This window comes from Paenibacillus sp. FSL H7-0350, assembly GCF_038593195.1.
In the GTDB taxonomy this organism is placed as follows: Bacteria; Bacillota; Bacilli; order Paenibacillales; family Paenibacillaceae; genus Paenibacillus_AQ.
The window spans coordinates 6,131,808-6,157,123 of the sequence record NZ_CP151972.1; the positions used below are offsets into that span (position 1 = coordinate 6,131,808).

Annotated in this window: 21 protein-coding genes and 1 pseudogene; 19 read left to right on the forward strand and 3 right to left on the reverse strand. The window is 55.7% G+C overall.

What is annotated here, in order from left to right; translation table 11 throughout:
- Positions 1 to 94 precede the first annotated feature (94 nt).
- The 10 genes from NYE24_RS27710 to NYE24_RS27755 all read left to right on the forward strand — a co-directional run bounded on the left by NYE24_RS27710 (position 95) and on the right by NYE24_RS27755 (position 11,789).
- Positions 95 to 1,627, forward strand: coding sequence for an ABC transporter ATP-binding protein (locus NYE24_RS27710; protein WP_342477149.1), 1,533 nt, complete (start codon positions 95 to 97; stop codon positions 1,625 to 1,627).
- Positions 1,624 to 2,739: an ABC transporter permease gene (locus NYE24_RS27715; RefSeq protein WP_036691132.1), complete on the forward strand. Its 1,116-nt coding sequence runs from the start codon at positions 1,624 to 1,626 to the stop codon at positions 2,737 to 2,739. The genes NYE24_RS27710 and NYE24_RS27715 overlap by 4 nt, the downstream gene beginning before the upstream one ends.
- Positions 2,740 to 2,769: 30 nt before the next feature.
- On the forward strand, positions 2,770 to 3,699 hold the full coding sequence (locus NYE24_RS27720; protein ID WP_036691130.1) for an ABC transporter permease: 930 nt from the start codon (positions 2,770 to 2,772) through the stop codon (positions 3,697 to 3,699).
- A 52-nt stretch (positions 3,700 to 3,751) separates the two neighbouring features.
- The gene (uraD, locus tag NYE24_RS27725; RefSeq protein WP_342477150.1) at positions 3,752 to 4,270 is read left to right on the forward strand and encodes a 2-oxo-4-hydroxy-4-carboxy-5-ureidoimidazoline decarboxylase; all 519 of its coding nucleotides are present in this window, start codon (positions 3,752 to 3,754) and stop codon (positions 4,268 to 4,270) included.
- A gap of 48 nt (positions 4,271 to 4,318) precedes the next feature.
- Entirely contained in the window at positions 4,319 to 4,705 is a 387-nt protein-coding gene (gene uraH, locus NYE24_RS27730; protein WP_200869170.1) for a hydroxyisourate hydrolase, read from the forward strand.
- A gap of 62 nt (positions 4,706 to 4,767) precedes the next feature.
- Complete coding sequence (allB, locus tag NYE24_RS27735) at positions 4,768 to 6,165, forward strand: allantoinase AllB (RefSeq protein ID WP_036691126.1); 1,398 nt, start codon at positions 4,768 to 4,770, stop codon at positions 6,163 to 6,165.
- A complete protein-coding gene (locus NYE24_RS27740; protein WP_342477151.1) occupies positions 6,162 to 7,508 on the forward strand; it encodes a Zn-dependent hydrolase in 1,347 nt (448 codons plus the stop codon). The genes allB and NYE24_RS27740 overlap by 4 nt, the downstream gene beginning before the upstream one ends.
- Positions 7,509 to 7,593: 85 nt before the next feature.
- Positions 7,594 to 8,826 (forward strand): alanine--glyoxylate aminotransferase family protein, encoded by a 1,233-nt coding sequence (locus NYE24_RS27745; RefSeq protein WP_342477152.1) that lies wholly within the window; start codon positions 7,594 to 7,596, stop codon positions 8,824 to 8,826.
- 97 nt (positions 8,827 to 8,923) lie between these two features.
- Positions 8,924 to 10,732 (forward strand): adenine deaminase C-terminal domain-containing protein, encoded by a 1,809-nt coding sequence (locus NYE24_RS27750; RefSeq protein ID WP_342479308.1) that lies wholly within the window; start codon positions 8,924 to 8,926, stop codon positions 10,730 to 10,732.
- A 601-nt stretch (positions 10,733 to 11,333) separates the two neighbouring features.
- Positions 11,334 to 11,789, forward strand: a complete 456-nt coding sequence (locus NYE24_RS27755) for an IDEAL domain-containing protein (protein WP_036691179.1) — start codon at positions 11,334 to 11,336, stop codon at positions 11,787 to 11,789.
- A gap of 70 nt (positions 11,790 to 11,859) precedes the next feature.
- Here NYE24_RS27755 and hemH read toward each other — a convergent pair whose 3' ends face one another.
- Positions 11,860 to 12,885: a ferrochelatase gene (gene hemH, locus NYE24_RS27760; RefSeq protein WP_036691123.1), complete on the reverse strand. Its 1,026-nt coding sequence runs from the start codon at positions 12,883 to 12,885 to the stop codon at positions 11,860 to 11,862.
- Between the two features lie 483 nt (positions 12,886 to 13,368).
- Here hemH and NYE24_RS27765 point away from each other — a divergent pair, with 483 nt between their 5' ends.
- Positions 13,369 to 15,648 carry an FMN-binding protein gene (locus tag NYE24_RS27765; protein ID WP_342477153.1) on the forward strand — a complete coding sequence of 760 codons (2,280 nt, stop codon included), beginning with the start codon at positions 13,369 to 13,371 and terminating at the stop codon, positions 15,646 to 15,648.
- A 195-nt stretch (positions 15,649 to 15,843) separates the two neighbouring features.
- A complete protein-coding gene (locus tag NYE24_RS27770; protein WP_036691120.1) occupies positions 15,844 to 16,800 on the forward strand; it encodes an HD domain-containing protein in 957 nt (318 codons plus the stop codon).
- 72 nt (positions 16,801 to 16,872) lie between these two features.
- Here the strand turns inward: NYE24_RS27770 and NYE24_RS27775 are convergent, their stop codons facing one another.
- Positions 16,873 to 18,249, reverse strand: a complete 1,377-nt coding sequence (locus tag NYE24_RS27775) for a TerD family protein (RefSeq protein ID WP_342477154.1) — start codon at positions 18,247 to 18,249, stop codon at positions 16,873 to 16,875.
- A gap of 143 nt (positions 18,250 to 18,392) precedes the next feature.
- On the opposite strand from NYE24_RS27775, the pseudogene NYE24_RS27780 reads away from it, so the two are divergent.
- Positions 18,393 to 18,914: pseudogene (locus NYE24_RS27780) on the forward strand (TerD family protein); the annotation flags it as partial.
- 228 nt (positions 18,915 to 19,142) lie between these two features.
- Positions 19,143 to 19,808, forward strand: a complete 666-nt coding sequence (locus tag NYE24_RS27785; protein WP_342479309.1) for a VWA domain-containing protein — start codon at positions 19,143 to 19,145, stop codon at positions 19,806 to 19,808.
- A gap of 529 nt (positions 19,809 to 20,337) precedes the next feature.
- On the opposite strand, the gene NYE24_RS27790 is transcribed toward NYE24_RS27785, so the two are convergent.
- Positions 20,338 to 20,904, reverse strand: coding sequence for a GNAT family N-acetyltransferase (locus tag NYE24_RS27790; protein ID WP_342477155.1), 567 nt, complete (start codon positions 20,902 to 20,904; stop codon positions 20,338 to 20,340).
- A gap of 239 nt (positions 20,905 to 21,143) precedes the next feature.
- Between NYE24_RS27790 and NYE24_RS27795 the strand changes: the two genes are divergently transcribed.
- From NYE24_RS27795 to NYE24_RS27815, 5 genes are all read left to right on the forward strand, one after another.
- Positions 21,144 to 22,031, forward strand: a complete 888-nt coding sequence (locus tag NYE24_RS27795) for a LysR family transcriptional regulator (protein ID WP_036691118.1) — start codon at positions 21,144 to 21,146, stop codon at positions 22,029 to 22,031.
- A 122-nt stretch (positions 22,032 to 22,153) separates the two neighbouring features.
- On the forward strand, positions 22,154 to 23,026 hold the full coding sequence (locus tag NYE24_RS27800) for a transporter substrate-binding domain-containing protein (protein ID WP_036691117.1): 873 nt from the start codon (positions 22,154 to 22,156) through the stop codon (positions 23,024 to 23,026).
- Positions 23,027 to 23,063: 37 nt separating this feature from the next.
- Positions 23,064 to 23,849, forward strand: coding sequence for an amino acid ABC transporter permease (locus NYE24_RS27805; protein ID WP_342477156.1), 786 nt, complete (start codon positions 23,064 to 23,066; stop codon positions 23,847 to 23,849).
- Positions 23,846 to 24,556, forward strand: a complete 711-nt coding sequence (locus NYE24_RS27810; RefSeq protein WP_342477157.1) for an amino acid ABC transporter permease — start codon at positions 23,846 to 23,848, stop codon at positions 24,554 to 24,556. Before NYE24_RS27805 ends, NYE24_RS27810 begins: the two co-directional genes overlap by 4 nt.
- Positions 24,553 to 25,305, forward strand: a complete 753-nt coding sequence (locus NYE24_RS27815) for an amino acid ABC transporter ATP-binding protein (RefSeq protein ID WP_341019437.1) — start codon at positions 24,553 to 24,555, stop codon at positions 25,303 to 25,305. The genes NYE24_RS27810 and NYE24_RS27815 overlap by 4 nt, the downstream gene beginning before the upstream one ends.
- Positions 25,306 to 25,316: the final 11 nt, after the last annotated feature.

The window sequence follows — 25,316 nt, forward strand, 5'->3', positions numbered from 1 at the left end:
TCTTCATACAGCACAGCCTTACGGGTGGGGCGGGGTCCGGATACCGGAGCCTTCCCCACCTGTACTATAACTACCCGGAAAGGAGCGTAGCACTATGCAGGACCCTTCGGTTGAAATGCGCGGGATAGTGAAGACATTCGGTGCTGTAACGGCCAGCGATCAAGTTGATTTTTCGGCAAATGCGGGAGAGATTCACGCGCTGCTCGGGGAGAACGGGGCGGGGAAAAGCACAGTCATGAGCATGCTGTCAGGGGTGTACCGGGCGGACGCCGGAGAGATTCTCATTCATGGCAAACCGGCCAGAATCCGTTCCCCGAAGGATGCGGCAATGCTTGGTGTAGGCATGGTCTTTCAGAACTTCAGACTGGTGCAAAGCCTTACAGCGGCGGAGAATATCGTGCTTGGCGAAAAGTCGTCTTTCTGGCGCGGCAGCAGATGGATCAAACGTAAGCATGAAGAGATAGAGGGGCTTGGAGAAAGGTTTGGCCTGAAATTTCCCGTCGACCGGCCAATCTGGCAGCTGTCTGTCGGCGAGCAGCAGCGTGTTGAGATTGTCAAAACGCTATACCGCGGGGCAGACATCATCATCCTGGATGAGCCGACTTCGGTGCTGACACCGGGAGAGGCGGAGCAGCTGTTCGGGACCCTTCAGGTGATGAAGCAGGCGGGAAAGACGGTGATCATGACCACGCATAAAATGAAGGAGGTCATGACCTCCTCAGACCGGATCTCCGTGATGCGCAAGGGGAAAATGATTGCTTCGCTGATGACAGGCGAGACGGATGAGCTGGAGCTGGCCCGGCTTATGGTGGGCCGGGAGGTTGCGATCAGCCGTCAGGAGCGCGAGGCAACGGCCGGAGAGCCGCTGCTGATTGTCCGCGATCTGGAGGTCGCAGCAGATCATGGCCGCAAGGCGCTGGATGCCCTGTCGCTTACGGTTCATGAAGGCGAAATTGTGGGCGTGGCCGGCGTTGCGGGCAACGGGCAGAAGGAGCTGGCTGAGGTATTGACGGGACTTAGAGCTTGGAGGAAAGGCGAGATCCGATTTGACGGCAGTCCTGTGAAAACAGCTTCGGTAAGAGGGGCGATCGATTCGGGCATCTCGCATGTGCCGGAGAACCGGATGAAGAGCGGTCTGGCCGGACGGCTGGGGTCAGTTGACAACCTGCTGTTCAAGTCTTACCGCAGCGGGGAGCATTCCCGGTTCGGCTTCCTGAAGGCGGCCAGGAACCGCTCCTGGTCGCAGGAGCTGGTCCGCCGCTTCAATGTGAAGACGCCTGAGCTGGATACTCCTGTGCAGCAATTGTCCGGCGGGAATCAGCAGAAGCTGCTGTTCGCCCGCGAGGTCAGCCACCGTCCGAAGCTGATGGTGGCCGTGCATCCGACGCAAGGGTTGGATGTCGGCGCGGCGGCAGGGGTGCATGAGCTGCTGATGGAGCTGCGCAGCTCCGGCAGCGGGGTGCTGCTGATCTCCGAGGATCTGGATGAGCTGCTGCAGTTATCCGACCGTATTCTGGTGATCTATGGCGGTTCCATTATAGGCGAGAGTGATCATGAGCAGGCGGACCGGGAACAAATCGGCCTGATGATGGCCGGTATCCGGAGCAGGGAGGGAAGTGCTGTATGAGTCCGAAGCCTGGAAATGAATCTGCAACGCTTCCGCCGCTGGCGGGGCGCAGCGGGAGGTGGTACTCCCTCAGGCTGGAATATGATTCAAGCCGTACCCGTTCACCGTGGTGGACGCCTATTCTGTCGGTTGTTCTGGCGCTCCTGCTCTGTGCGGTGTTCATCGCCGCTAATGGAATGAGCCCGCTGGTTGTCTACGAGAAAATGTTCCGGGGAGCCTTCGGCACCTCCTACGGCTTCACTGAAACCATGGTCAAGGCTATTCCGCTGCTGCTCTGCGGGCTAGGCATTGCTGTAGCTTACCGGATCTCCGTGTGGAATATCGGGGCGGAGGGACAATTGACAGTAGGTGCTATGGCGGCTACTGCGGTAACGATCTACTTCCCCAGCCTTTCTTCCTTCTGGTCCATTACGCTGATGCTGGTTTTCGGTACAGCGGCCGGAGCCTTGTGGGGTCTGATGACGGCGGTGCCGCGAACCCATTTCGGTGTCAATGAGCTGATTACCTCGCTGATGCTGAACTACGTGGCCTTGCTGGCTCTGGATTATGTAGTATTCGGCCCCTGGAAGGACCCGAAGGGGTTCAACTTCCCGGGTTCGCCGATGTTCACCGCTGCCCAGTCGCTGCCGGTTCTTGGCAGCACCCGGCTGCACATCGGGCTGATCTTCGGCCTCGTGGCCGTGCTGATCTATTATCTGATGATCCGGTTCACCCGCTGGGGCTATGAGCTGCGTCTAATCGGCGCCAATCCAACAGCCGCCCGTTATGCGGGCATCCATATCAAGAAGCATATTATCATCGTCATGCTGATCAGCGGCGGTCTTGCCGGGATTGCCGGCATGGCCGAGGTGTCCGGGGTTACGCATAAGCTGATGCAGGGGATCTCCCCGGGCTATGGCTATACGGCGATCATCGTAGCCTGGCTTGCCAAGCTGAACCCGCTGGGCCTGGTTGTGACTTCGATTCTGTTCGGCGGCCTGATTGTGGGCGGCTATAGTGTTCAGACGATCGGACTGCCTTCGTCCATATCGGAAATGCTGCAGGGCGCGATCCTGTTCTTCCTGATTGCCGGCGACATGATTCACCGGTTCCGCATCCGCCGGAGCGCATAACAGCATTCTCGTACAGGAGGGAGTTCACTCATGGATTTCACAACACAGTTATTAATCGCCGCTATCTCCGCCGGAACACCGCTGCTGCTGGCTACGCTGGGAGGCATTCTGACCGAACGGGCCGGGATTATCCAGCTCGGCGCGGAGGGGCTGATGCTGATGGGGGCAGTGACGACTTGTATCGTCTATATCCGCAGCGGGAATCTGATCCTTGCGCTGCTCTCGGCGGTAGCCATTACCGCTCTTCTGGGTATGGTCCATTCGTTCTTATGTGTCACCCTGAGGGCGAATCAGACGATGTCGGGCCTGGCGATGACGCTGTTCGGCAGCGGACTAAGTGCTTATGTGGGCAAATCGATCAGCGGCATTCCGCTTCCCGGCAGTTTGCCGAAGCTGGATCTGGCGGCGCTGAAGCCGGTGCCGGTGCTCGGGGAGCTTTTTGGAAGGCTGGATATGCTGACCTGGTTCAGTCTCCTGCTCGTCCTTGTGCTGCATCTGCTGATTCATCATACCTCGTGGGGACTGCATCTGCGGGCAGTCGGCGACAATCCGGCCACTGCGGACGTCATGGGGATTCGTGTGCAGCTGATCCGTTACTGTTATGTTACTGCCGGAGCGGCGCTGATTGGTCTGGCCGGTGCGGATATGGTGCTGGCGTATGCGCCGACCTGGAATGAAGGGCTGACCGCCGGACGGGGCTGGATCGCCGTGGGTCTGGTGATTTTCGCCAGATGGAATCCGCTGCGCGCACTGTTCTGCGCCTACTTCTTCGGAGCGCTCGATTCGCTGGGCTTCCGTATTCAGCTGCTGGGAAGTGCGGTGCCGTCTTATTTTCTGAAAATGATTCCATACGTCGTAACGATTCTCGTATTGATGTATCTGGGATACCGCAACCGCAACAAGCCCTCCGGTACGCCGGAATCGCTGGGAACGCCTTATATCCGCGAACAGCGGTTCTAGGCCGGGAGTGCGCAGGCGGCAATATACAAATTAGAGGGATGGGGGCTGGCTTATGACTATACCGGCGGACCGGTTGACTCTGGAGCAGATTAATTCGATGGCAAAACAGGACTTCGTGGAGCAGCTCGGAGGTATCTTCGAGCATTCCCCTTGGGTATCAGAGGGGGTGTACAGCAGGCGTCCGTTCGATTCGGTGCAGGAGCTGCATGCTGCCATGATGGAGATAGCACGGCAGGCGGAGCCGGACCAAGTGCTGGCGCTGCTGAGAGCTCACCCGGATCTGGCGACAAGACTTGCAGTCAGTCCGCTCTCGGCGGCTGAGCAGCAGGGGGCCGGACTGGACCGGCTGACACCGGAGGAATTCACACAGCTTACCGGACTGAACGCTGCCTATATAGCGAAATTCCGCTTTCCGTTCATCTTCGCTGTACGGGGCAAAACGAAAGAAGACATCCTTAGCGCCATCGGTGAGCGTGTGGACCGTCCGCTTAAGGAGGAGCAGGAGCAGGCGCTGCTGGAGATTGGAACAATCACTCGTTTTCGGCTGGAGGATCTGCTGGGGGCGGAATAGAGGCAGGTCACTGCATATTATAGGAGGAAGGTGACGCAAATGTCTGGAATGAACGGACGGCTGAGCACCCATGTGCTGGATCTTTCACGGGGCAAGCCTGCTGCGGGCCTGTCGCTTCAGCTCTGGCGGCTGGATACCGGAGGCCCTGTGCTGCTGCGTGAGGCGCTAACGAATGAGGACGGCAGGCTGGACGCTCCGCTGCTGGCGGGAGAAGAGATGCTGGCCGGAAGCTATGAGCTGCTATTTATGGCCGGTGATTATTTCCGGGGCACTCAGGCTGGTGCCGGAGAACCGGAGACGGAGGAGGAAGCGGGGGCTGTTGTTCCGTTCCTGGACCAGATTCCGATCCGCTTCAATATGCCGGACCCCTCCGCCCATTACCATGTACCGCTGCTTGTTGCACCTGGAGGATACAGCACTTATCGCGGGAGTTAACACGGCAGTCCAGTGTACCGCTGCATCTAATCTTAAGCCAATAGACCGGAGGTGGGCCTATCATGAAGGAAGAAGGTTATGAGCTTATCATCAGGAACGGACAGGTGGTCCTGCCCGAAGAAGTCCGCAGGCTTGAGATCGGAGTGAAGGATGGCAAAATCGCTGCACTGGGCGAAGACTTACAGGCCTCGTCCGGGACCAGAATTCTGGATGCGGAAGGACAATACGTGCTGCCCGGTATGATCGACATGCATGTTCACTTCAATGAGCCTGCGCTCGGTCACTGGGAGGGCTTCCGCAGCGGGTCGGCTGCTCTTGCGGCCGGCGGCTGCACCTGTTATGCGGATATGCCGCTGAACGGGAATCCGCCGACGGTGAGTCTGGAAGCGCTCCGGCTGAAGGCGGAGGCCGCAGCCGGGAACTCGGCGGTGGATTATGTGCTGTGGGGCGGCCTTATGCCAGGGAATCTGGAGGAGTTGGAGGGACTGGCGGCAGCGGGCGTTACCGGGTTCAAGGCCTTCATCTCGAATCCCGGCGGTGAAGGCGAAGGGCGGTTCCGTGAGGTGGACGATGATACCCTGTATCAGGGGATGCTTCGGATCGCCGCAACCGGCGGGATTCTCGCCCTGCATGCGGAGAGTGAAGCGATAACCTCGACGCTTGGGGCGGCGGCAATACGCGCCGGGCGCAGCAGCGCGAGGGATTTTGCGGCTTCGCGCCCTCCGCAAGCAGAGCTTGCGGCTGTAGCCAGTGCGCTGCTGTACAGTGAGCGGACCGGCTGTAAGCTGCACTTCGTCCATATCAGCACAGCGGCAGCCCTGGAGCTGATTCATGAAGCCAAGCTGCGCGGCCTGGATGTGACCGCAGAGACCTGTCCCCATTATCTGATTCTGGATGAAGACAGCATGGAGACCCTTGGGCCGCTGGCCAAGTGCGCTCCGCCTCTTCGCAGCAGCGGGGAGCGGGACCGGCTTTGGACGGCGCTGGCTGCGGGGCAGGTGGATCTGGTTGCTTCCGATCATTCCCCCTGTCCGCCCGACTTGAAGCTGGCGCCCGGGCTGTCGTTCATGGAAGCCTGGGGCGGGATCTCAGGAGCCCAGAGCAGTCTGGAATTGATGTTCCATGAAGGCGTTCATGTGCGCGGCTTGCCGGTTACGCAGATCTCGGCGCTGCTCTCCGGGCTTCCTGCCCGGCGGTTCGGGCTGGAGGGGCGCAAGGGCTCCATCGCACCGGGGCTGGATGCAGATCTGGTGCTGCTTGATCCAGATGCAGCCTATACCCTGCGTGCAGAGGATCTGTTGTACCGCCACCGGCATAGCCCCTATGTCGGAATGACGTTATCCTGCAAGGTAACGGCAACGATCTGCCGGGGCAATACAGTCTATACTGCTACGAAAGGCGTTGTTGCTGGCAGTGGAGGAGAATGGCTGCGGATCAGGCACAGCCAGCCCGGGCTATGAAGCCGCCGGTCCCGCAAGTCCCGGCCGGGGAGATGCTGAAGCTGCTGGATGAGCTTGCAGCCTACAGCGCTCCGGGTCCCGGGGTTACCCGGCTGCTGTATACGCCGGAGTGGCAAGGGGTTCAGCTTTTTTTGCAGGAGAGAATGGCTGGACTCGGGCTTGAAGTCCGGATGGATCAGGTGGGGAACATCTATGGCACACTGGCCGGTTCTCAGGTCAGCGATAAGGTTATCCTGACCGGCTCGCATATCGACACGGTAGTCAATGGCGGACGGTATGACGGCGCTTATGGAGTAGCGGCTGCTGTAACTGCGCTGCATTATCTTCTGGAGACCTTCGGTCCGCCGCTGCGGACGCTGGAGGTAGTATCCTTCTGCGAGGAAGAGGGCAGCCGCTTTCCGCTGACGTTTTGGGGCTCGGGGAATGTAACCGGGCTTTATAACGGGAAGGAATGTATAGACTGCGCAGATGCGGATGGAATCACGCTGGCGGCTGCGATGGCGGCCTGCGGCCTTGGGGAGAGTGAAGGGTTGGCTGCTGAAGCTGCGGCGGGTCTGGAGCAGAGTGGCGGAAGCGGGAGTGGGGAACCGGAAGCTGGAGCAACAGCGGGTCTGCAGGAAAGCTGCTGGCACAGTAATAGTCCTGTGCGCAGTGATATTGCCGCATATGTCGAGCTGCATATTGAACAGGGGATTATTCTGGAGCGGACATCCCGGAGAATCGGGGTCGTGCAGGCCATCGCCGGACAGCGGCGGTATCTTGTCAAGGTCGGCGGGACGGCCAACCATGCAGGGACTACGCCGATGGGGTTAAGGCAGGATGCACTCGCCGGGAGTGCGGAGATGCTGCTGGCGCTGGAACGGTCCGCCCTGGCGGAGGGCGATCCGCTGGTAGCTACAACGGGGCGGCTAGAGGTCTATCCGGGTACATCCAATGTAATTCCCGGCGAAGTGCAGTTCACGCTGGACATCCGGCATAGCGAAGCCGGGGTACTGGAGCGCTTCTGCGCAGCTATCCTGGCGGAGTTCGCAGAGCTTGGCCGCAGGCGCGGCCTGACACTTGAGGTACAGACGCTGCTGGAGACAGCCCCTGCTCCTATGGATCAGGAGCTTCGCACAGCTCTTGAAGAGATCTGTCTCCAGCAGGAGAAGCCTTACCTGAGCATGGTCAGCGGTGCGGGCCATGATGCCCAGTTGTTCGCCCCGCGCTGCCCGTCCGCGATGATCTTCGTGCCCAGCCAAGGCGGGATCAGTCATTCTCCTGTGGAGTACACCTCCCCGGAGGATCTCGCTGCTGGACTGGAAGTGCTGACAGCTATATTATATGGATTAGCTTATGAATAAGAGACGACCAAGCTTAGAGTTGTAATCTTAATTGTGTAATAAACAGCGGGGGCTGATCACTTAGAAGTCTGGAGGGGGGAGAATCATGAAGCGGTACGAAGATTTGTCGCCGTCCTTGCGGTGCATTATGACCCCCGGCCCCGTGGAGGTTGATCCGCGTGTGCTGCGGGCGATGTCTTATCCGGTGCTGGGACAATTCGATCCTGAATTCACAGAGATCATGAATGAGACGATGGAGATGCTGCGTGAGCTATTCGCCACCAAGAATCAGTGGGCGTATCCGGTAGACGGGACTTCGCGTTCCGGCATTGAGGCGGTGATGGTCAGCCTGATTGCGCCGGGGGACCGCGTGCTGATTCCGGTCTTTGGCCGTTTCGGCCACTTGCTCCATGAGATTGCTGAACGCTGCGGCGCTGAAGTACTCACGATTGAACAGACCTGGGGCCGTGTCTTTCCCCCGGAAGAGGTAATTGCAGCTATACGGAGGTTCAAGCCGGATGTGGTGGCGATGGTTCACGGGGAGACCTCTACAGGCCGTGTGCAGCCGCTGGCCGAGATCGGGCGGGCCTGCCGGGAGCTGGATGCGCTGCTGATTGTAGACGCGGTGGCGACGATTGGCGGGGTGCCGGTAGAGACGGATGCCTGGATGCTGGATGCCGTGGTCGGCGGAACGCAGAAATGCCTGTCCATCCCTTCAGGTATGGCCCCGGTGACGTACAATGACCGGGCTGAGGCCAAGCTGCTGAAGCGCAAGCAGGTAGAGCGCGGACTTAGAACTGCCGCTGCTGCTGTCAGCGAGCTGCCCGTGGTACGCAGCAATTACCTGGACCTGAGTATGCTGCAGGATTACTGGAGTCCCCGGCGGCTCAATCACCATACAGAGATGACCTCCATGCTATACGCTCTGCGTGAAGGCTTGCGGCTGGTCCTGGAGGAAGGGCTGGAAGCGCGGCATGCAAGGCACAGATTCCATGAGCAAGCCCTTACTGCCGGACTGTCAGCTATGGGGCTGGAGTTATACGGGGAGGCGGATAGCAAGCTGACGGTGGTCACCTGTGTGCACATTCCGGCGGGCATAGACGGGGAATCCGTCCGTTCCATGCTGCTGCAGCGTTTCGGTATTGAGATTGCCAGCTCCTTCGGGCCGTTACAAGGCCAGATCTGGCGGATCGGTACCATGGGCTTCAGCTGCCGGGAGAATAATGTGCTGCGTCTGCTTGGCGCGCTGGAGGCCGTGCTTATCCGCCACGGGTATGCGGTACCTGCCGGACAGGGTGTTCAGGCGGCACTTGACGTATATGAGTCAAAAGTAAGATAATCATACACAATGCGATTTCTTTAAGTGACGGCTTGCGCCCCTGGAGGGGTGTCAGGGCCGTTTTTTCTAAATAGATAACTGGAAGGGAGTGCACATGATGACTTATACACGACAACCATTGGCTGACTGCGTACCAGAGCTAGTAGCTACAGCCCGGGGAGACCAGAAGGCTACACTGGTCATTACAGGCGGCAAGCTGGTCAATGTCTGCTCCGGGGAGATTCTGGACGGCATGTCCGTCGCTGTACAAGGCGGGCGCATTGCTTACGTCGGCAAGGACGTCTCCCATACGATTGGGGAGAGAACGCAGGTTATTGATGCGGCGGGCAGATACATTGCTCCCGGCCTGATTGACGGACACTGCCACATCGAGAGCACTCAATTGACGGTGACTGAATTCGCCCGCGCTGTATTGCCGCTGGGGACGACCGGAGGCTTCTTCGATGCCCATGAGATTGCCAACGTGTTCGGGCTTAAGGGAATTAAGCTGATGCTGGACGAGATGCGGGGAACGCCGCTGGCTGCTTATATGCAGGTGGCTTCCTGTGTCCCTTCTGCGGGTGCGGAATATGAGACAACCGGCGCGTCGATCGGACCGGAGGAAGTAGCGGAGGCTTACACCTGGGGCGAGGATGTGATCGCACTCGGCGAAGTCATGAACTTCCCGGGAGTGGTCTACGGCGATGAGAAGATGATCGGAGAGATCCAGGCCACGCTGCGTGCGGGACGGTATGTTGACGGGCATTTCACCTGGCCGGCGAGTGACTGGAGACTTCCGGTCTATGCCGCAGCAGGGGTGACCGGGGATCATGAGTGTGTGACGGCTGAGGATGTTATAGAACGCGTACGTCTGGGGATGTACGCCAAAATGCGCCGCGGCTCTGCCTGGCATGATGTCGCCAAAACCATCACGGCGCATACCGAGCACGGGTTGGACCCGCGCCGGATGATGCTGGTGACGGATGACCGCAGCTCCGAATCACTGCGCGATGAGGGGCATATGGATTTTGTCGTACGCCATGCGATCTCCCAGGGGGTGAAGCCGGTCACGGCTTTTCAGATGGCAACGATCAACACCGCCGAGCGCTTCGGTGTAGCCCGCGATATCGGCTCTATCACGCCTGGCTCCTGCGCGGATATCATTCTGCTGGACGGTAATCTGGCCGATGTTCATGTGGTCATGACGATTGCAGCTGGCGTTGTTGTGGCTGAGAACGGCAGCATGACGGCTGAGCTGAGCCCGTACACCTACCCGGATGAAGTGCTGGCCTCTGTGCATCTGCAGCAGCCTCCGGTTCCCGCAGACTTTGTGATTCATGCGCCGATTGAGGAAGGTGTTCTGGCCACGCGGGTCATCCAAGTCATTGAGAACCATGTGGAGACCGGCGAGCTGATCATGAGCCTGCCAATAGCTGGATCGGAGCTGGTGGTGCAAGACGGTCTGTGCAAAATCGCTGTTCTGGAGCGGCACAAGGGAACCGGCAACAAATCCGTCGGGGTTGTACAGGGCATCGGCTTCCGCGAGCCTGCGGCCATAGCGATGACCGTAGCTCATGACAGCCATAATGTGCTGGTCATCGGCAATGATGATGGACTGATGGCGCAGGCGGCTGCCGCCGTGGCGGAAGCGCAGGGCGGTGTTGCGGTGATTACCGCTGCCGGAACCACCTTGTTCCCGCTGGCGATTGCCGGACTGATGTCGGCAGAGCCGTTTGAGATTGCCGCCGCGCAATCCGCTGCCATCAGCAAAGCGCTATATGATGCGGGGTGTACGCTGAACTATGCTTTTATGACCCTGTCTCTGCTGGCCCTGGCGGTTATCCCCGCACTGCGGATTTCCGATAAAGGCCTGGTGCGGATCTCCCCCGAAGAGGGTATTCAATTGGTACCGTTGTTCGTTAGCTAAGGGGAAGGCACACTTTTATTCTAATATTGGGCTACTGGGCCATTCAGTCTATTGCAGACTGGGTGGCTTTTTTTGTTGCTTAAATTATATGAAATACCGAATACAATCAGTGCTGCTGCGATGACGTATGGCTCCATGCTCCGCAGCCAGTAGCATTTGTAGGGAGTTCCTGCAAGATGTCCAACAATGCTATGTATTAGGTTTGATACTCCTACTCTTAAACAGCGGAGCGGGCGGAATGATTGTGGAGAAGCGGAGCGGTCGCCTTTGTATCCGGATTTTCACCGATTAGGGGAATGAGAAAAATCTGGATACAAGAGCGATTGGAACAACATTCCGTTTGCGGAGCGTGCTCCGAAGCGTCGCCGTAATTCATACTCCATATCCTGCACCATTATGTCCTCGTCTGTGTGCATAAAAAATATATTAATTAACCGATTTTTCACAGCGTGAAACAGAAAATTTTAAGTTTTTAATGAAAAAGCATTAACAATAGGTGCGGAAAAGACGATAATACTTTTAAATTAGTTAAAATTATTGTCGAATCATGAAAATTCAGCATATACAGAGAGTCCAAACCTGAGGAACGGGGTGCATGAGAATGATGAGATTAGAAACGCGCGACATCTTGAATATCACAAGGAAGCAAATTACCAGTATTTTTAAAATGGAGCCGGTTGAACTGAAATTTGTCAATGACTATCAGGGTGAGCAGTATCTGCTGACCAATGATAAGCTGCATCTCAGCAACCAGCATTATTGGGCTAAGGTCATGGAGTGTGTGTTCGAGAACCATGTCAGACCTGTTCTGATGTGCGAGGTGCTCTACTTCCTGCGCAATGAGTTTCTGGAAAGTGACATCAAGCTGATGTTCTCCTATGATTTTGCGGAGGACTCGGAGGGAACAGCTTCGGCTTCGGCTGAGATCAGCTTCAAGGATTCTCCGGATCTGCAGCCTGATGAAATTGCTGAATTGATCGATTTTGCGCTGACTTTGCAGGATAAGCAGTGGTTCGAGGAACTGACTGCCAAATATAAACAGCTCACTCTTCAATAGTCGTACTATTAAAATAAAACGCGCCCGGCTCACAGGATGATAGCATCCCTGAGACCGGGCGTTTTTGTCTTCATTCGGCGGAAGACAGCCAGCCCTGGGCCGAGCAGTCTACCAGCTCTGCGAGAAAGCTGATCCACTCTTCCGTGTCGTTCAGGCAAGGGGCTACCTCCAGCATCTCAGCATTTCCGCCGCCCATGGCGAAGAGCTCCCGGCCTTCTACGGCCAGCTCATGCAGCGTTTCGAGGCAGTCTGTGACTAGTCCAGGAGAGAAAATAAGCGGCCGCCGGATTCCGCGTCCGTGAAGCTCCTTCAGCGTGTCCGCAGTCGACGGCCCTACCCAGGTCTCCGGCCCGAAACGGGACTGGAAGGAGAGCTGCCAGCGTTCCGGGGTCCAGCCCATAGCTTCTGCGAGCAGACGGCCTGTCTCCTGGCATTGCTGCGGATAGGGATCTCCGGTCTCGGCATAACGGCGGGGAATGCCGTGGAAGGACAGGACATAATAGTCCGGGTCTTCACTCATGGCGCGGATTTGCCGCTGTAATAAGGATTGCATCGCTGCGATATAGCCGTGTGCATCATGGTAGGCTTCTACGAACCGCAGCGCAGGTACGAAGCGCTTGGATACCTGCCCGTAGCGGCTATGTCGTCCCAGAGCGGCAAAGCTTGCAGCTTCATAGACGGAAGCGGTCGTTGTCGAGGAATACTGCGGGAATAACGGAAGGACTATGATGCGGGTCACTCCCGAAGCCTCCAGCTTGCGGAAGGCTTCAGCCATGCCGGGTGTGCTGTAAGCAAGCCCCAGCTCGACTTGATAGCTGCTGCCCAGCAGTGCCTGGAGCGCAGCCTGCTGTGCTCTGGAGTGGACGAGCAGAGGCGAACCCTCTTCCATCCAGATCTCCTGATACAGCTTCGCGGACCGGCGCGGACGGGTGCGCAGAATAATGCCGCGCAGCAGCGGCTGCCAGAGCAGCGGATGATAATCAATGATTCTGCGGTCGGACAGAAACCGCTTCAGATAAGGGCGGACCGCCTTGGCGCTCGGGGCGTCAGGGGTTCCGATCTGAGCAAGAATAACGCCTATACACGACTGATTCATGAGCAGCTGTTCCTCCTTTCCATGAACATGACATCGTTTAAAAATATCATATTCAAGCACAACCACACAATATAGTATATCGCACGGCTATCATATGAAGGAGGATATGGGAGATTATGAGAGGTGTAAGAAATATATATTTTGTGTTATTGCAAAAAAGTGATGTTTCTTATAGGGTGTGTGATTTTCTACACAGAGAAAAGAGTTTCAATTTTGTTACCATCAAGCCAGAAATATTCACCAGCAGCTTGAAGTCCACTTATGTGAATTAATTCACTCCATTATGTGAATTGTTTCACCTTTTGAAAGATTGTATATATAGATGAATCTTTTCTTACACGGGCTGGGCCGAGCAGGAATGAAGGAAGGAGTGGGTGACGTTCAGGAAGAGTTGGCTGCTCTTCGTAATCAGAAGGAAATGAATGGACCAAAACGATTTGAAAACGCTACATACTACTGGGGATAATAAAGGAGAATACGCATTTGAAAAAATTAATTTCTTTGACTGTAAGCGCAGCCTTGCTGCTCGCGCCATTAGCCTACACGATTAACGCACCGGCTTTGAACCTGAAGGTGGATGCGGTTTCAGCAGCCTCGGAAGAAGCGCCGGCAGCGACTGCTAAACCAGCTCCGAAGGCAACAGCCAAACCGGCGCCAACTCCGAAGGCAACAGCCAAACCGGCAGCCACTCCGAAGGCAACAGCCAAACCGGCAGCCACTCCGAAGGCGACAGCCAAACCGGCAGCCACTCCGAAGGCGACCACTGCACCCGCAGCAACAGCTAAGCCGGCAGCGACCACTGCACCGGCGGCATCCGCCAAGGCAACTGCAAAGCCAGCAGCAACCGCGAAGCCTGTAGCAACAGCAACACCAGTTACTGTGCACAAGGATGTATATCAGGATGGAGTATATGTAGCCTACGGAGATGCGTATTCCAAAGGTACAGAGGGTGCGAAGGTAACGATTAAAGACGGCAAGATTGCCGATATCGAGCTGCTCAGAACCAGCCCGAAGATCATCGACCGCAATGCCCGTGAGAATTACAGCGGCGTGTGGGCAGCCTACGGTCTGATGAAAGACAGACTGATGGGCAAAACCAGAGACGGCGCAGCTGCGGTTGATGCTGTATCCGGCGCAACCCGCACGAGCAATGGCTGGAAGCTGTCCGTAGACAGAGCTTTTGAGCGATCGCTTGCGCACCAAGCGGCTGATGCCACTTATTTCAATGGAGTCCACATGGGTGTAGACCCTGAGGCCAAATATGCAGTGTTTGCTACTTATGAAGCAAACAAGCTGACTGCGGTTAAATTGTATCCGCTGAGCGCTACCGGAGATTTCGTGGATGAGAAGACATATACGGCTGAACAGACCGCAGCGATTGCCGCAATCACTCCTGCACTGCTCGCCAAAGGTGCCAGTGCGCAGCCGGTAGCCGGCTTCGAGGCAGAGACCAAAGCCGCAGTGAACGCCTTCTGGGATGCCGAACAGAATGCCAGCATCAACAACAAGGCTGCTTATGTTGACGGATTCTACTCTTCCTACGGTACAGCAAGAAGTGTAGGCGTGGAGAGAGCAGATGTTGTGATCCGTAACGGTAAGCTGGTAGATGTGAAGCTGTTCAGACTTGGCAGCAACCTGATCGACAGAGGTGCAACCGCCTATGCAGAGGTTGTGAAGGCGAATGCTCCGATGACTGCCAAACTGCTGGCTAACGGATCTTACATCGCTAACTATAATGAGAAGGTAGATGGAATCTCCGGTGCTACGGAGAGCAGCCATGGCTGGAACCAGGCCGTAGAGCGCGCTTTTGAGAAAGCCTTGAAGACTCCGGATGAAGGTCAAACCTTCGACGGCAAATTTGCCGGTGTGGATAATCAGTCCAAGGTTATGCTGCTGGTGGATATCGATGCTGATCAGGTAACAGGCATCAAGCTGAGCCTGTTCGGCGCAGACGGTAAGCTGATTGCAGATGACAAACGTACGGAAGAACAGAAATCATTGGTCGACAAGCTGACCGCCGGACTGCTCGCAAGCGGCGTGCAGGCTCCAGATATCGCCGGACAGGAAGCCCTGTCGGCTGCAGCGAAGGCAGCACTGACGGATGCTTTGACTAATGCGTCCAAAGTACAAGGCACTTATAAAGACGGCACCTTCACCGCTTATGGTGATGCGTATGACAAAGGCACGAACAAAGCAGATGTTACACTGCGCAACGGCAAGATCGTAAACGTTGCTCTGTCCCGTGTAGGCATGAACATGGTCGATCTGGGCAAAGCCGCTTACGCTGAGGTGCAAAAAGCTATTCCGGTGCTGACCGCCAGCTTCCTGGCCGCAGGTACAAGAGAAGGCGCTCAGGATGTAGATGCGGTATCCGGCGCTACCAGCAGCAGCAATGCGCTGAAGGCAGCCGTTGACAGAGCTTATGGTAAAGCGGAAGTTACGGAAACGGATAAGGCTGCGTATTTCGATGGTATTTTCATCGGCGCAAGTGTGGATAAAACTGTAAATGTCATGGTTACTACTAAGTATAATGTGCCTGTAACTATGGCTGTGTACTACCTGGATGATAAGGGTAAAGTAAGATATAATCTGACGGATGATGAACTGCTTGTGAAATACGAGATCGAGAATACCTCGAACGGCAAGGGACTGCATAAGTACGGGTACCGTGCAGCAGCCTTCGGAGCGAATGATGCCCAGAAAGCCATCTCCGCCAAAGCGGTAGAAGCGATCAAAGCAGCGCTTGAATCTGCCGGCAAATAAAAGAATCTATTTATTAAGGGTTGTCCAAGGTCATGCAAATGGCCGCCGAGACAGCCCTTTTTTCAGGTGTGGACATAAATAGAAATGCCAATCGTATAGTAATTTAAAGGGATTTGGGAAGGGAGTGTCAAACCTCTAATATACACACTAATATACCCAGCAGGCCCAGGCCTGTAAGTCATAGGAGGCTTCACAATGACATTAATCAAACAGCTAGCCCCGCAGGATGAATTCACCGGCTTCTATCTGCTTAGAGAACTGGTGCTGAAACAGACGAACGGGACTCCTCCCAAGGATTACTTCGATATTGTACTAGGTGATGCCAGTGGTCAGATTTCGGCGAAATACTGGGACGTCAGCGTGACGGATAAGGAGACTTTTTTCCCGATGGCGCTGGTGAAGGTCCGGGGAATGGCCCATACGTACCGCGAGAAGCTCCAGGTCAAAATCACCAAGCTCAGACTGGTCAATGAATCCGACGGGGTATCGCTGACCGACTTCATCCGCTCGGCCCCGGTGCGTCCTGTGGACCTGGTCCATACGATCAAGAACGAAATGGCTAGTATTGCTGATCCGGAGATTGCAGCGATTGTGAACTTTTGTGTCGGTAAGGTGGAAGAGAAGCTGATGCATTATCCGGCTGCCAAGACCCACCATCATGCGTATTTCGCCGGGCTTGCTTATCACATGGTACGTATGCTGGAGATTGGGGATTTCTTGTGCAAGCAGCGCCCGTTCCTGAATCCTGATCTGATGAGAGCGGGCATCATCCTCCATGATATTGCCAAGCCTGAAGAGATGATCTCGCAGTACGGCATTGTGTCGGACTACAGCGTGCACGGAAAGCTGATTGGACATATCTCAATGGCTTCAAGCTGGATTACAGAAGCGGCCATCCGCACCGGAATTGATCTGGAATCCGAGAAGGTCATGGCGCTTCAGCATCTTGTATTGTCCCATCATAATCTTGGGGAGTGGGGAAGCCCAGTCCAGCCGCAGACGGCTGAAGCGGTTGCCCTGCATCATATTGATGCGATGGATGCCAAGCTGCAGATGGTGGAGGACGCTCTGGATACTACGCCGGAGACGGAGGAATGGACGCCGTTCATTAGAGGACTGGAGAATAAGGCCGTCTACCGGCTGAAGTTATAACGACTGAGACCCTTGTATCGCTGAAAATAAAGCAATCCCCCCATCCCGTAGTTGCGGTTTGGGGGGATTGCTTTATTTAGGACCTTCAGCCTCCGCTGCGGCGGCGGACTCAGCCGCAGCCTTCTCTGCAGGGCCATCGGCCTCCACCGTAAGACCGTAATGGCTGCATAGGGCACGGAGTCCGCCCGGGAACCCCTCGCCAATTGCAGCGAATCTCCACTTATCCTTATAACGGTAGAACTCGCCGATAACAACGGACATGCCTGGCATAACATTCCGGCTGAAGGGGAACACCGCCAGCCTGACTCCCGTCCGGGAATCAATCAGTGATACGGAAGCGTTCCAGATCGGGCCCGGATGCCTGTTACCGCTGAACTCCGGAACGGTGAAGGCCAGCGCAATCCGTGTAATGGCTGTAGGCAGATTGCTTAACTGAAGATAAAGATGCCCCATATGCGCAGCAGGCTTCGAGGAGAAGACGGAGCCGCTGGGGTCTTCCATATTCCCATAAAAAATAAGCTCCCGCTCCTGCTCACAGCGTCCGCTCTCCCGAAGCAGAAAGGCAGCAGTCTCCGGCTGGCTCACTTCCGTGTGCAAAGCCGATGCATCCCACTCCACAGCCGCAAGGAGTCTGGAAGCGCTGAGCTTGCCGCCGATATCGACGCGCTGCCCCCGAACCAGTGTAGGGACAGCCGCAGCACCGGCGGCTGGAGGTGCTGCGGCCGGAAGCTGGTCAAGTGAAGCTGCTGGCGCTTCACCTTGTGCCTGCCCGGCTACCGTTCCGCTAACTTGCAAGCCCGGGCTTGCAGCAACCGCGGTCTTAGCGGCTGCCTTCTTCCCGGCCGCCGGCTTTTTCGCGGCCTTCTTGGGCGCTGCTTTGAATGGCGTATACCCGCCGTCATACATCATCCCGGCCTTATAGCCCTGGCTGCCGGCTAACAGCAGCGGATCGAACTGCTGCCACTGCTCCATCAATTTCAGGAGAATCAGTGCAGAAGCTCTGGCATCCTCCAGAGCATCATGGTGCTTCAGCCGGATGCCGAAATGCGCCGAGATGACATTCAGCTTATGGGAGGGGAGGTCCTGGAGCATTTTTTTGCCGAGCAGGTAGGTACATAAATATTGAAAGCCGGGATAGCAGAGAGAGTAGTCGTCCAGGCAGTAGCGCAGCACACTCATATCGAAGGCGGCATTATGCGCGATCACAATCTCCCCTTGCAGCAGCGGCTCTACCGTAGGCCACAGCTCCTCGAAGGTAGGCTGGCCTCTGACCATCGAAGGTGTAATGCCATGAATGGCAATATTCATCCCGTCGAACGGTTGCTGCGGGTCTATCAGCCAGTTATGTTCTGCTGTAACGATACCATCGCGGACCTGAACAAGCCCCAGGGCACAGGCGCTGGAGCGGCCGGAATTGGCAGTCTCAAAATCTATCGCAGTGAAATTCATCAGGTAAAGCCCCTATCTATCATCTAATACCTCCATATTATAGGAGCAAAGGCGGAAATACAATCTGTTCAGGTTGTGCAAGGCTGCCACAATGGGGTATACCTTATCTATGAACTTCTGGAATAGACTGCTATGAAGAGGAGATGAAGGATTTGCAGCTTTCAAAAGGTCAAAAGGCCGAACTCACCAAAGGAAGAGATGTAAGCGACATAAAGGTCCAGCTCGGCTGGAATACACACCATAGCGGAATAGGCGTCGATGCAGCAGCCTTTCTGTTGTCGGATCAGAACCGGTGTGAACGGGATGAGGACTTTATATTCTATGGCAATCCGGTCTCCAGGGATGGGGCCATAGCTCATGCTGCGGAGGGGGAGAACGGGGCGAGCCTGTCCATTTCGTTAGCGAAAATACCTCTGCATTATGCCCGCATTGCGCTGACCCTGACGATCTATGAGGGGGAGCAGCGAAACCAGCGGATGAAGGAGCTGTCCGACTTGCAGCTGACACTGACTGACCGCAGAACTGGGGAAGAACTGCACCGCTTCGAGTATGGAGCGGATCTGTCGGAGGAGACTGCCGTTGTAGCCGGGGAGCTGTACCGCCATCAGGGAGAGTGGAAGTTCAGCGCAATCGGGAGCGGGTATAATGGGGGACTCGCGGCACTGTGCAGCAGCTACGGGCTTGAGGTGGAACAGGAATCCGGGAACGAAGCCGCAGCGGCGGCTGAGGTGGTAGAGCGGGAAACTGAGGTAGTGGAGCAAACATCTGAGGGAATGGGGCAGGCAGCTGAGGTAGTGGAGCGGACAGCTCGGTTAGTGGAGCGGACGCCTGAAGTAGTGGAGCAGACCCCAGAGGTAATTCTGCAGCCCGAGCCGGAGCTTCCGGTGAATGTGTTGTCTTCGATTAATCTGCGCAAAAAGATCGTGGAGCTCACCCTAGTCAAAAAACAGCTCACCGGTGTCACCGCAAGGGTGGGGATTGTGCTGGACATCACCGGCTCCATGCGTAGTCTCTATGCCAGAGGCGTGGTGCAGGAAGTGGTGGAAAGCATCCTCGCGGTAGCCAGCAAGTTCGACGATAACGGCTCGCTGGATGTATGGGTCTACGATACGGAATTCAGCAGACTTCCGCCGGTTACCGAACGGGAGCTTGGCAGCTATGTCTTCACCCATATTGCGAATAATGATGCGATTCATAAGTTCGGACGCAATAATGAACCGCCGGTGATGCAGGATGTCATCCAGAAATACACGAAGGAGGAGCCGGACACGACGCCTGTGTTCATTATCTTCATCAATGACGGCGGGGTTGTGAAGCTGACCCGCAAGGTCATTTTGGCAGCCTCTTCTCTTCCAATCTTCTGGCAGTTTGTAGGCATCGGCGACTCTGACTTCGAGGTGCTGAAGCAGCTCGACACGATGAACGGCCGACTGGTGGATAACGCCAGCTTCATGCACCTGGACCGCATCGAGGACGTATCCGACGAGGAACTGTATGACCAGCTGTTGAATGAATTCCCGCAATGGCTGAAGGCTGCGAAGGCGAAGGGGATTCTGTAGCAGCATTCGCGGGGAGGCACATAGCCTCTGCTAAGTAGCAGCCTTCGCTCTATAGCAGAATTCGCAGGAAACGCAGAGGTTCCGCTCTATAGCAGAATTCGCAGGGAAGCGTGTAGCCTTTACTCTGTAGCAGCATTCGTAGGGAACCCTAGAACCTCCGCTCTTTAGCAGCATTCAAGGTAAACTGTGTTTGCCTCCCTACTGCGGGCGGATTGCACAGCAACGCCAGTAATGTTGTACGTATTGCAGCTTTGATTCGAGGATATTTGGGCGTCTAAGGGGAATGTTGCAACAAATATAAGAATTGTCCCGTTAAGCCGCCCGGAGGAGCAAGAAAGCTGACTTTTATACAACAATTTAGAGTTTTGGTCCAAATGATGAGAAGATTGTTGTCTTGTGGGCAGGATTTTTGGAATTTACCAGCCACAGCGGCACCCCAAGCAAGACCCCAAGCGGCACCCGAAACAAACCCGAAGCGGAGCCCTAGAGCGCTCCGCTGAATTGGTTATCGCCGTAAGAAAAGGGCAGCTTAGCCGGTTACCCTGGCCTTAGAGGTTGGTTCCACCTGTGGATCGGCGGAGACCGGCAGCTCCAGACGATAGCCTTTGACCAGAGTATCCCCGTTCTTCAGATCCGTCTCATAAGCCCGCTTGAAGCCGAGTCTCTCATACAGCCTAATCGCAGAGGCCATCATATCCGAAGTGTGCAGGTTCAGACTGGCTGCCCCCAGCGCAATGGCCCTTTCTGCGGCTTCTTGGATTAGAAGTCTGGCCACCCCGCGCGCCCGGACCGCCGGAGATACAGCCAGCAGACGGATGATCGGCGTATGGATATCCAGCTCCGGCCTGCCGTAAGCAGCCTCTGAGGAGGTGAACAGCAGTACGCTTCCTACAATTTGTCCGTCCAGCTCCGCTACAATCCGGAAAACCGGTGCATCGCCATGAACTGAGCCGAGAATAGAATCCCGGTACTCCGCCCAGAACGGCTCGGGCAGCACGGCTGCATATTCGCTGTAAGCTTCGAGCAAGACCCCGGCAATGGCTCCGCGGTCGGAAGCTGCGGCTTCACGGATTACAAGTTCTGTTGAGTGATTCATCTGGTGCCTCCTGTCCGGTAAAGGGATGTGGCGTTATTATAATACACAAATCCGATGAGCATAAGTGGAATTTAATGATTTCGATTAATCCATAGAAAAGTTCTATCTGAAATTGTGATCAATAGGATGGTTTCGGCTATTCCGTCAGTTGACAAAAAAATAGCCTCTGCATAAGATTAATTAAATTCATTGTTAAACGATAGGAATAATGTAATTATTGATGCAGAGGGGGACTATGCTTGAATATCGAAAACATTGAGGCTTTTGTCTACATTAACCACTATGGAAGCTTCAATAAAGCGGCAGAGGTGCTCTATATCTCACAGCCGACAGTGACTGCCCGTATCCAGTCGCTGGAACGGGAACTGGACTGCAAGGTATTCGACCGGCTGGGCAAGCAGATTAACCTGACGGATAAAGGCCGCCAGTTCCTCCCCTATGCGCAGCAAATTCTGCAGGTCTATCAGAACGGCAGGCATCAGATCCAATCCAAAGGCCAAATCCCCGGCGAGCTGAGAATCGGCAGTACGGTATCCGTCTCCAATTATCTGATGCCCCATCTCCTGCTCCATTTGAAGCAGCGGTATCCGCACATCCGAATGAAGCTGACTACCGCTCCCACCGAAGTGTTGATTGAGAAGCTGAAGGCGAAGGAGATCGATCTCGCTTTTATCCGCAAGGTTGTGAATCCGGCCATCCAGTCCTTTCCTTTCTGTGAAGACCCCATCTCGCTGTATGTGTACGCCGGTCATCCGCTGGCCCGCAAGGGCCGTGCTTCGATCCGGGAGATCTCTGAGCAGACCCTCGTATTCTTCGAATGCGGCTCGCTGGACTGGATGCGTCTGCATCGGGTATTCGAGAGTATGGAGCGTCCGCCGGGCATTGTCTATCAGGTGGATAACCTGGAGACTGCCAAGAAGCTGGTGCTGAAGCAAGCGGGAATCTGCTTCCTTCCAGCCTTGAGTGTGCAGGAGGAAGTAGAGGCGGGGACGCTGGTAAGGGTGGATATCACGGAAACCGAAGGCATCTCCCTGCGGACTAGTCTGATCTCGCTGAACGGAGAGAACGCGGAATTCCTGAACACCCTGCTGGAGCTGGGGACGGGGACGCTGAGTAAGCTGAATTGACTTCTTGAATAACCATATTAAGAAACTCTATTAGCGCATGGCAGCGTGCAGTGATAAAGTTAATTGCATATAATCACCACTAAACAGATAGGGATTATCTAAATTGAAAAGGGGTTTGAGACATGAACAAGACAATATCGTTCGCATCCACACTGGTACTAACGCTGCTGATCGCTGGCTGCGGCAATAATAATAGCGTAAGTAGCGGCAAGGCCGCAGAGGCCGCCCCTCAGAATAGTGCGAAGTCCACGGCTGCAGCCGCCGATCCGGCTAAGGTGACCAAGATTATAGTCGGCACCGGGACAGCTTTTCCCAACGTCTGCTTCATTGATGAGAACGGCAAGCTGACCGGGTTCGATGTGGAGCTGCTGAAGGAGATTGACAATCGCCTGCCGGAGTATGAGTTCGAATTCCAGACGATGGATTTCAGCAATCTGCTGCTGAGTCTGGAGACGAAGAAGATTGACCTGGTAGCCCATGTCATGGAGAAGAACCCAGAGCGGGAGCAGAAGTACGCTTTTAACAAGGAAGCTTATGCCCACTGGAGAAACCGCATCGTTGTAGCCAAAGGGAATACCTCAATCCAGACACTGGACGATCTGAAGGGGAAGAAGGTACTGACCGGCGCCACCAGCGCGCAAGCGCAAATTCTTGAGAACTATAACAAGGAGCACGGTGCGGATTCGATCAAAATTGTCTATCAGAACGGTGCCGCCAACGATACGGTCAGCCAGATTGATTCAGGCCGGGTAGATGCTACCCTTGCTGCGGATTTCGTATTGCCGATCATCGACCCGCAGAGCAAGCTGCAGGCGGTGGGTCCCGAGCTGTCCTCTGCTGATATTCTGTATGTGCTGCGCAAGGATGATGCCCCTTCACAGAAGCTGTCGGAGGCCATTGACGGAGTGGTCAAGGAACTGAAGACAGACGGCACGCTTGGCAAAATAAGCACACAGTGGCTGGGGGCGGACGTCACTACCTCATCAGTTCAATAATGCGCGAGGCGCGTACAGCTCTGAAAGGAGGTGCAGGATGGGTGCACCGTTTGATCTAGGTTTTGTCTTCTCGTTCCTGCCCAAGCTGCTGACTACGCTGAGCACCACACTGCTAATCGTAGCCTGCTCGCTGCTCGCAGGGATGATTGTCGGATTTATCATTGCGCTTCCCCGCCTATATAAGGTGCCGGTCCTGAAGACCTGCGCTGAGGTGTACATTTCCTTTTTCAGAGGGACGCCGATTCTGATTCAATTATTCCTGTTCTATTACGGTCTGCCTGAGGTGCTGAAGCTGGTGAATCTGGATATGACGCGGACTCCGGTGCTGGTGTTCGTAATTCTGACCTACGGTCTGCATACCGGGGCCTTCATATCGGAGATGATCCGCGCTTCAGTTATAGCAGTAGATAAAGGCCAGGTGGAAGCGGCTTACGCTACGGGGATGACCTCTTATCAGGCTTTTACCCGTATTGTGCTGCCGCAGGCGCTGGGCATTGCGATTCCCGTCTTCTCGAACCTGGTCATAGCGCTGATGAAGGATACTTCGCTGGCGTTCACGCTTGGGGTGATGGAGATGACGGGCAAGGCTCAGACCCTGGGCAGCGCGACCCAGCATTTCATTGAGACTTATATTGCGCTTGCCCTTATCTATCTTGTGATCAGTTTGTGTATTGAGAGGCTGCTGCTGGTTGCGGAGAAACGTCTGCTCAGGCATGAAGCCCAGGACAGCCCGGCCAAGAAGCGGTTCACTCTGCAGCGAAAAGCGTCTTACCGCACAATCGTCGCGGATATGGGAGCGGGTAAAGGAGGCGGTACGTTATGAAGCTGGACCCATCGTTTATCTGGACGGCGTTTCTGCAAATTCTGGGAGCCATTCCTACGACGCTGTATATCACGGTTGTGTCCGTGTTGGCAGGCTTCGTGATTGGTACGGTCGTGGCTCTGACCCGGATTTATAGAGTCCCCGGGCTGTATCCGCTGGCCGTAGGGTATGTCACATTCATCCGCGGCACCCCGATGCTGACGCATCTGCTGCTGATTTATTTCGGGCTGCCGATGATCATCGACGGGCTGGCTGCACAGTTCGGCTGGAGCTTCCGCTCTGCATCGATCCCGATGATCGGCTTTGCCTATATCTCCTTCTCCATTACGGCAGGGGCCTATATGTCCGAGGTGGTGCGTTCCGGTCTGCTGGCGGTGGACCGCGGTCAGCTCGAAGCAGCCCATTCCATCGGAATGAGCACGCCCCAGGCGCTGCGGCGGATTGTGTTCCCCCAGGCGCTGGCGGCGAGCCTGCCCAATCTGTCGAATTCCGTGATCGGGATGCTGCACGGGTCTACGCTGGCTTTTACCGTATCGGTGGTGGACATCAATGCCCAGGCGCAGATTGTCGCTTCAACCAACTGGAAGTTCTTCGAGGCTTACCTGGCGGCGGCGCTGATCTTCTGGGGACTGACGTTCCTGATTGAGCGGGCAACAGCCCTGATCGAGAAACGGATTAATCTATATAACCGGGGGGGAGTCGCATGATTAAGCTATCGCAGCTATCGAAGTCGTTCGGGCGCCATCAGGTGCTGAACCATATTGATCTGGAGGTGTCCAAGGGGGAGGTGGTCGTCATTCTCGGTCCCAGCGGCTCCGGCAAAACAACCCTGCTGCGCTGCGTGAATGTTCTGGAGAAGCCCAGCAGCGGCGAAATCTCCATCGGGGACTTCAAGCTGGACTTCCGGCACGCCCGTAAGAAGGATATCCACCAGCTCCGGCAAAAGACCGCTATGGTCTTCCAGCAGTATAATCTGTTCCGGCACAAAACCGCGCTGGAGAATGTGATGGAAGGCCTGCTGATCGTCAAGAAGCTGCCGAAGGAGGCAGCGAGAGAGAAGAGCATCGCCCTGCTGGAGAAGGTGGGACTCGGTGCGAAGCTGGATGCCTATCCGAGCCAGCTCTCCGGCGGCCAGCAGCAGCGGGTCGGGATTGCCCGGGCGCTTGCCCTGGAGCCGGAGGTCATTCTCTTCGATGAACCGACCTCAGCACTTGACCCGGAGCTGGTAGGTGAAGTGCTTGCGGTAATCCGCAAGATCGCCAAGGAAGGCATCACGATGATTGTGGTGACCCATGAAATGGGATTCGCCCGCGATGTGGCGAATCATGTGGTGTTCATGGACGGCGGAGTGATCGTCGAGGAGGGCACGCCCACGGAGGTATTCAACCATCCGCGTGAAGAACGAACGAAGCAGTTCTTGAAGCGGATTACGCCGGAGCTGAACTATTCCATCTAGGAGGCATATCT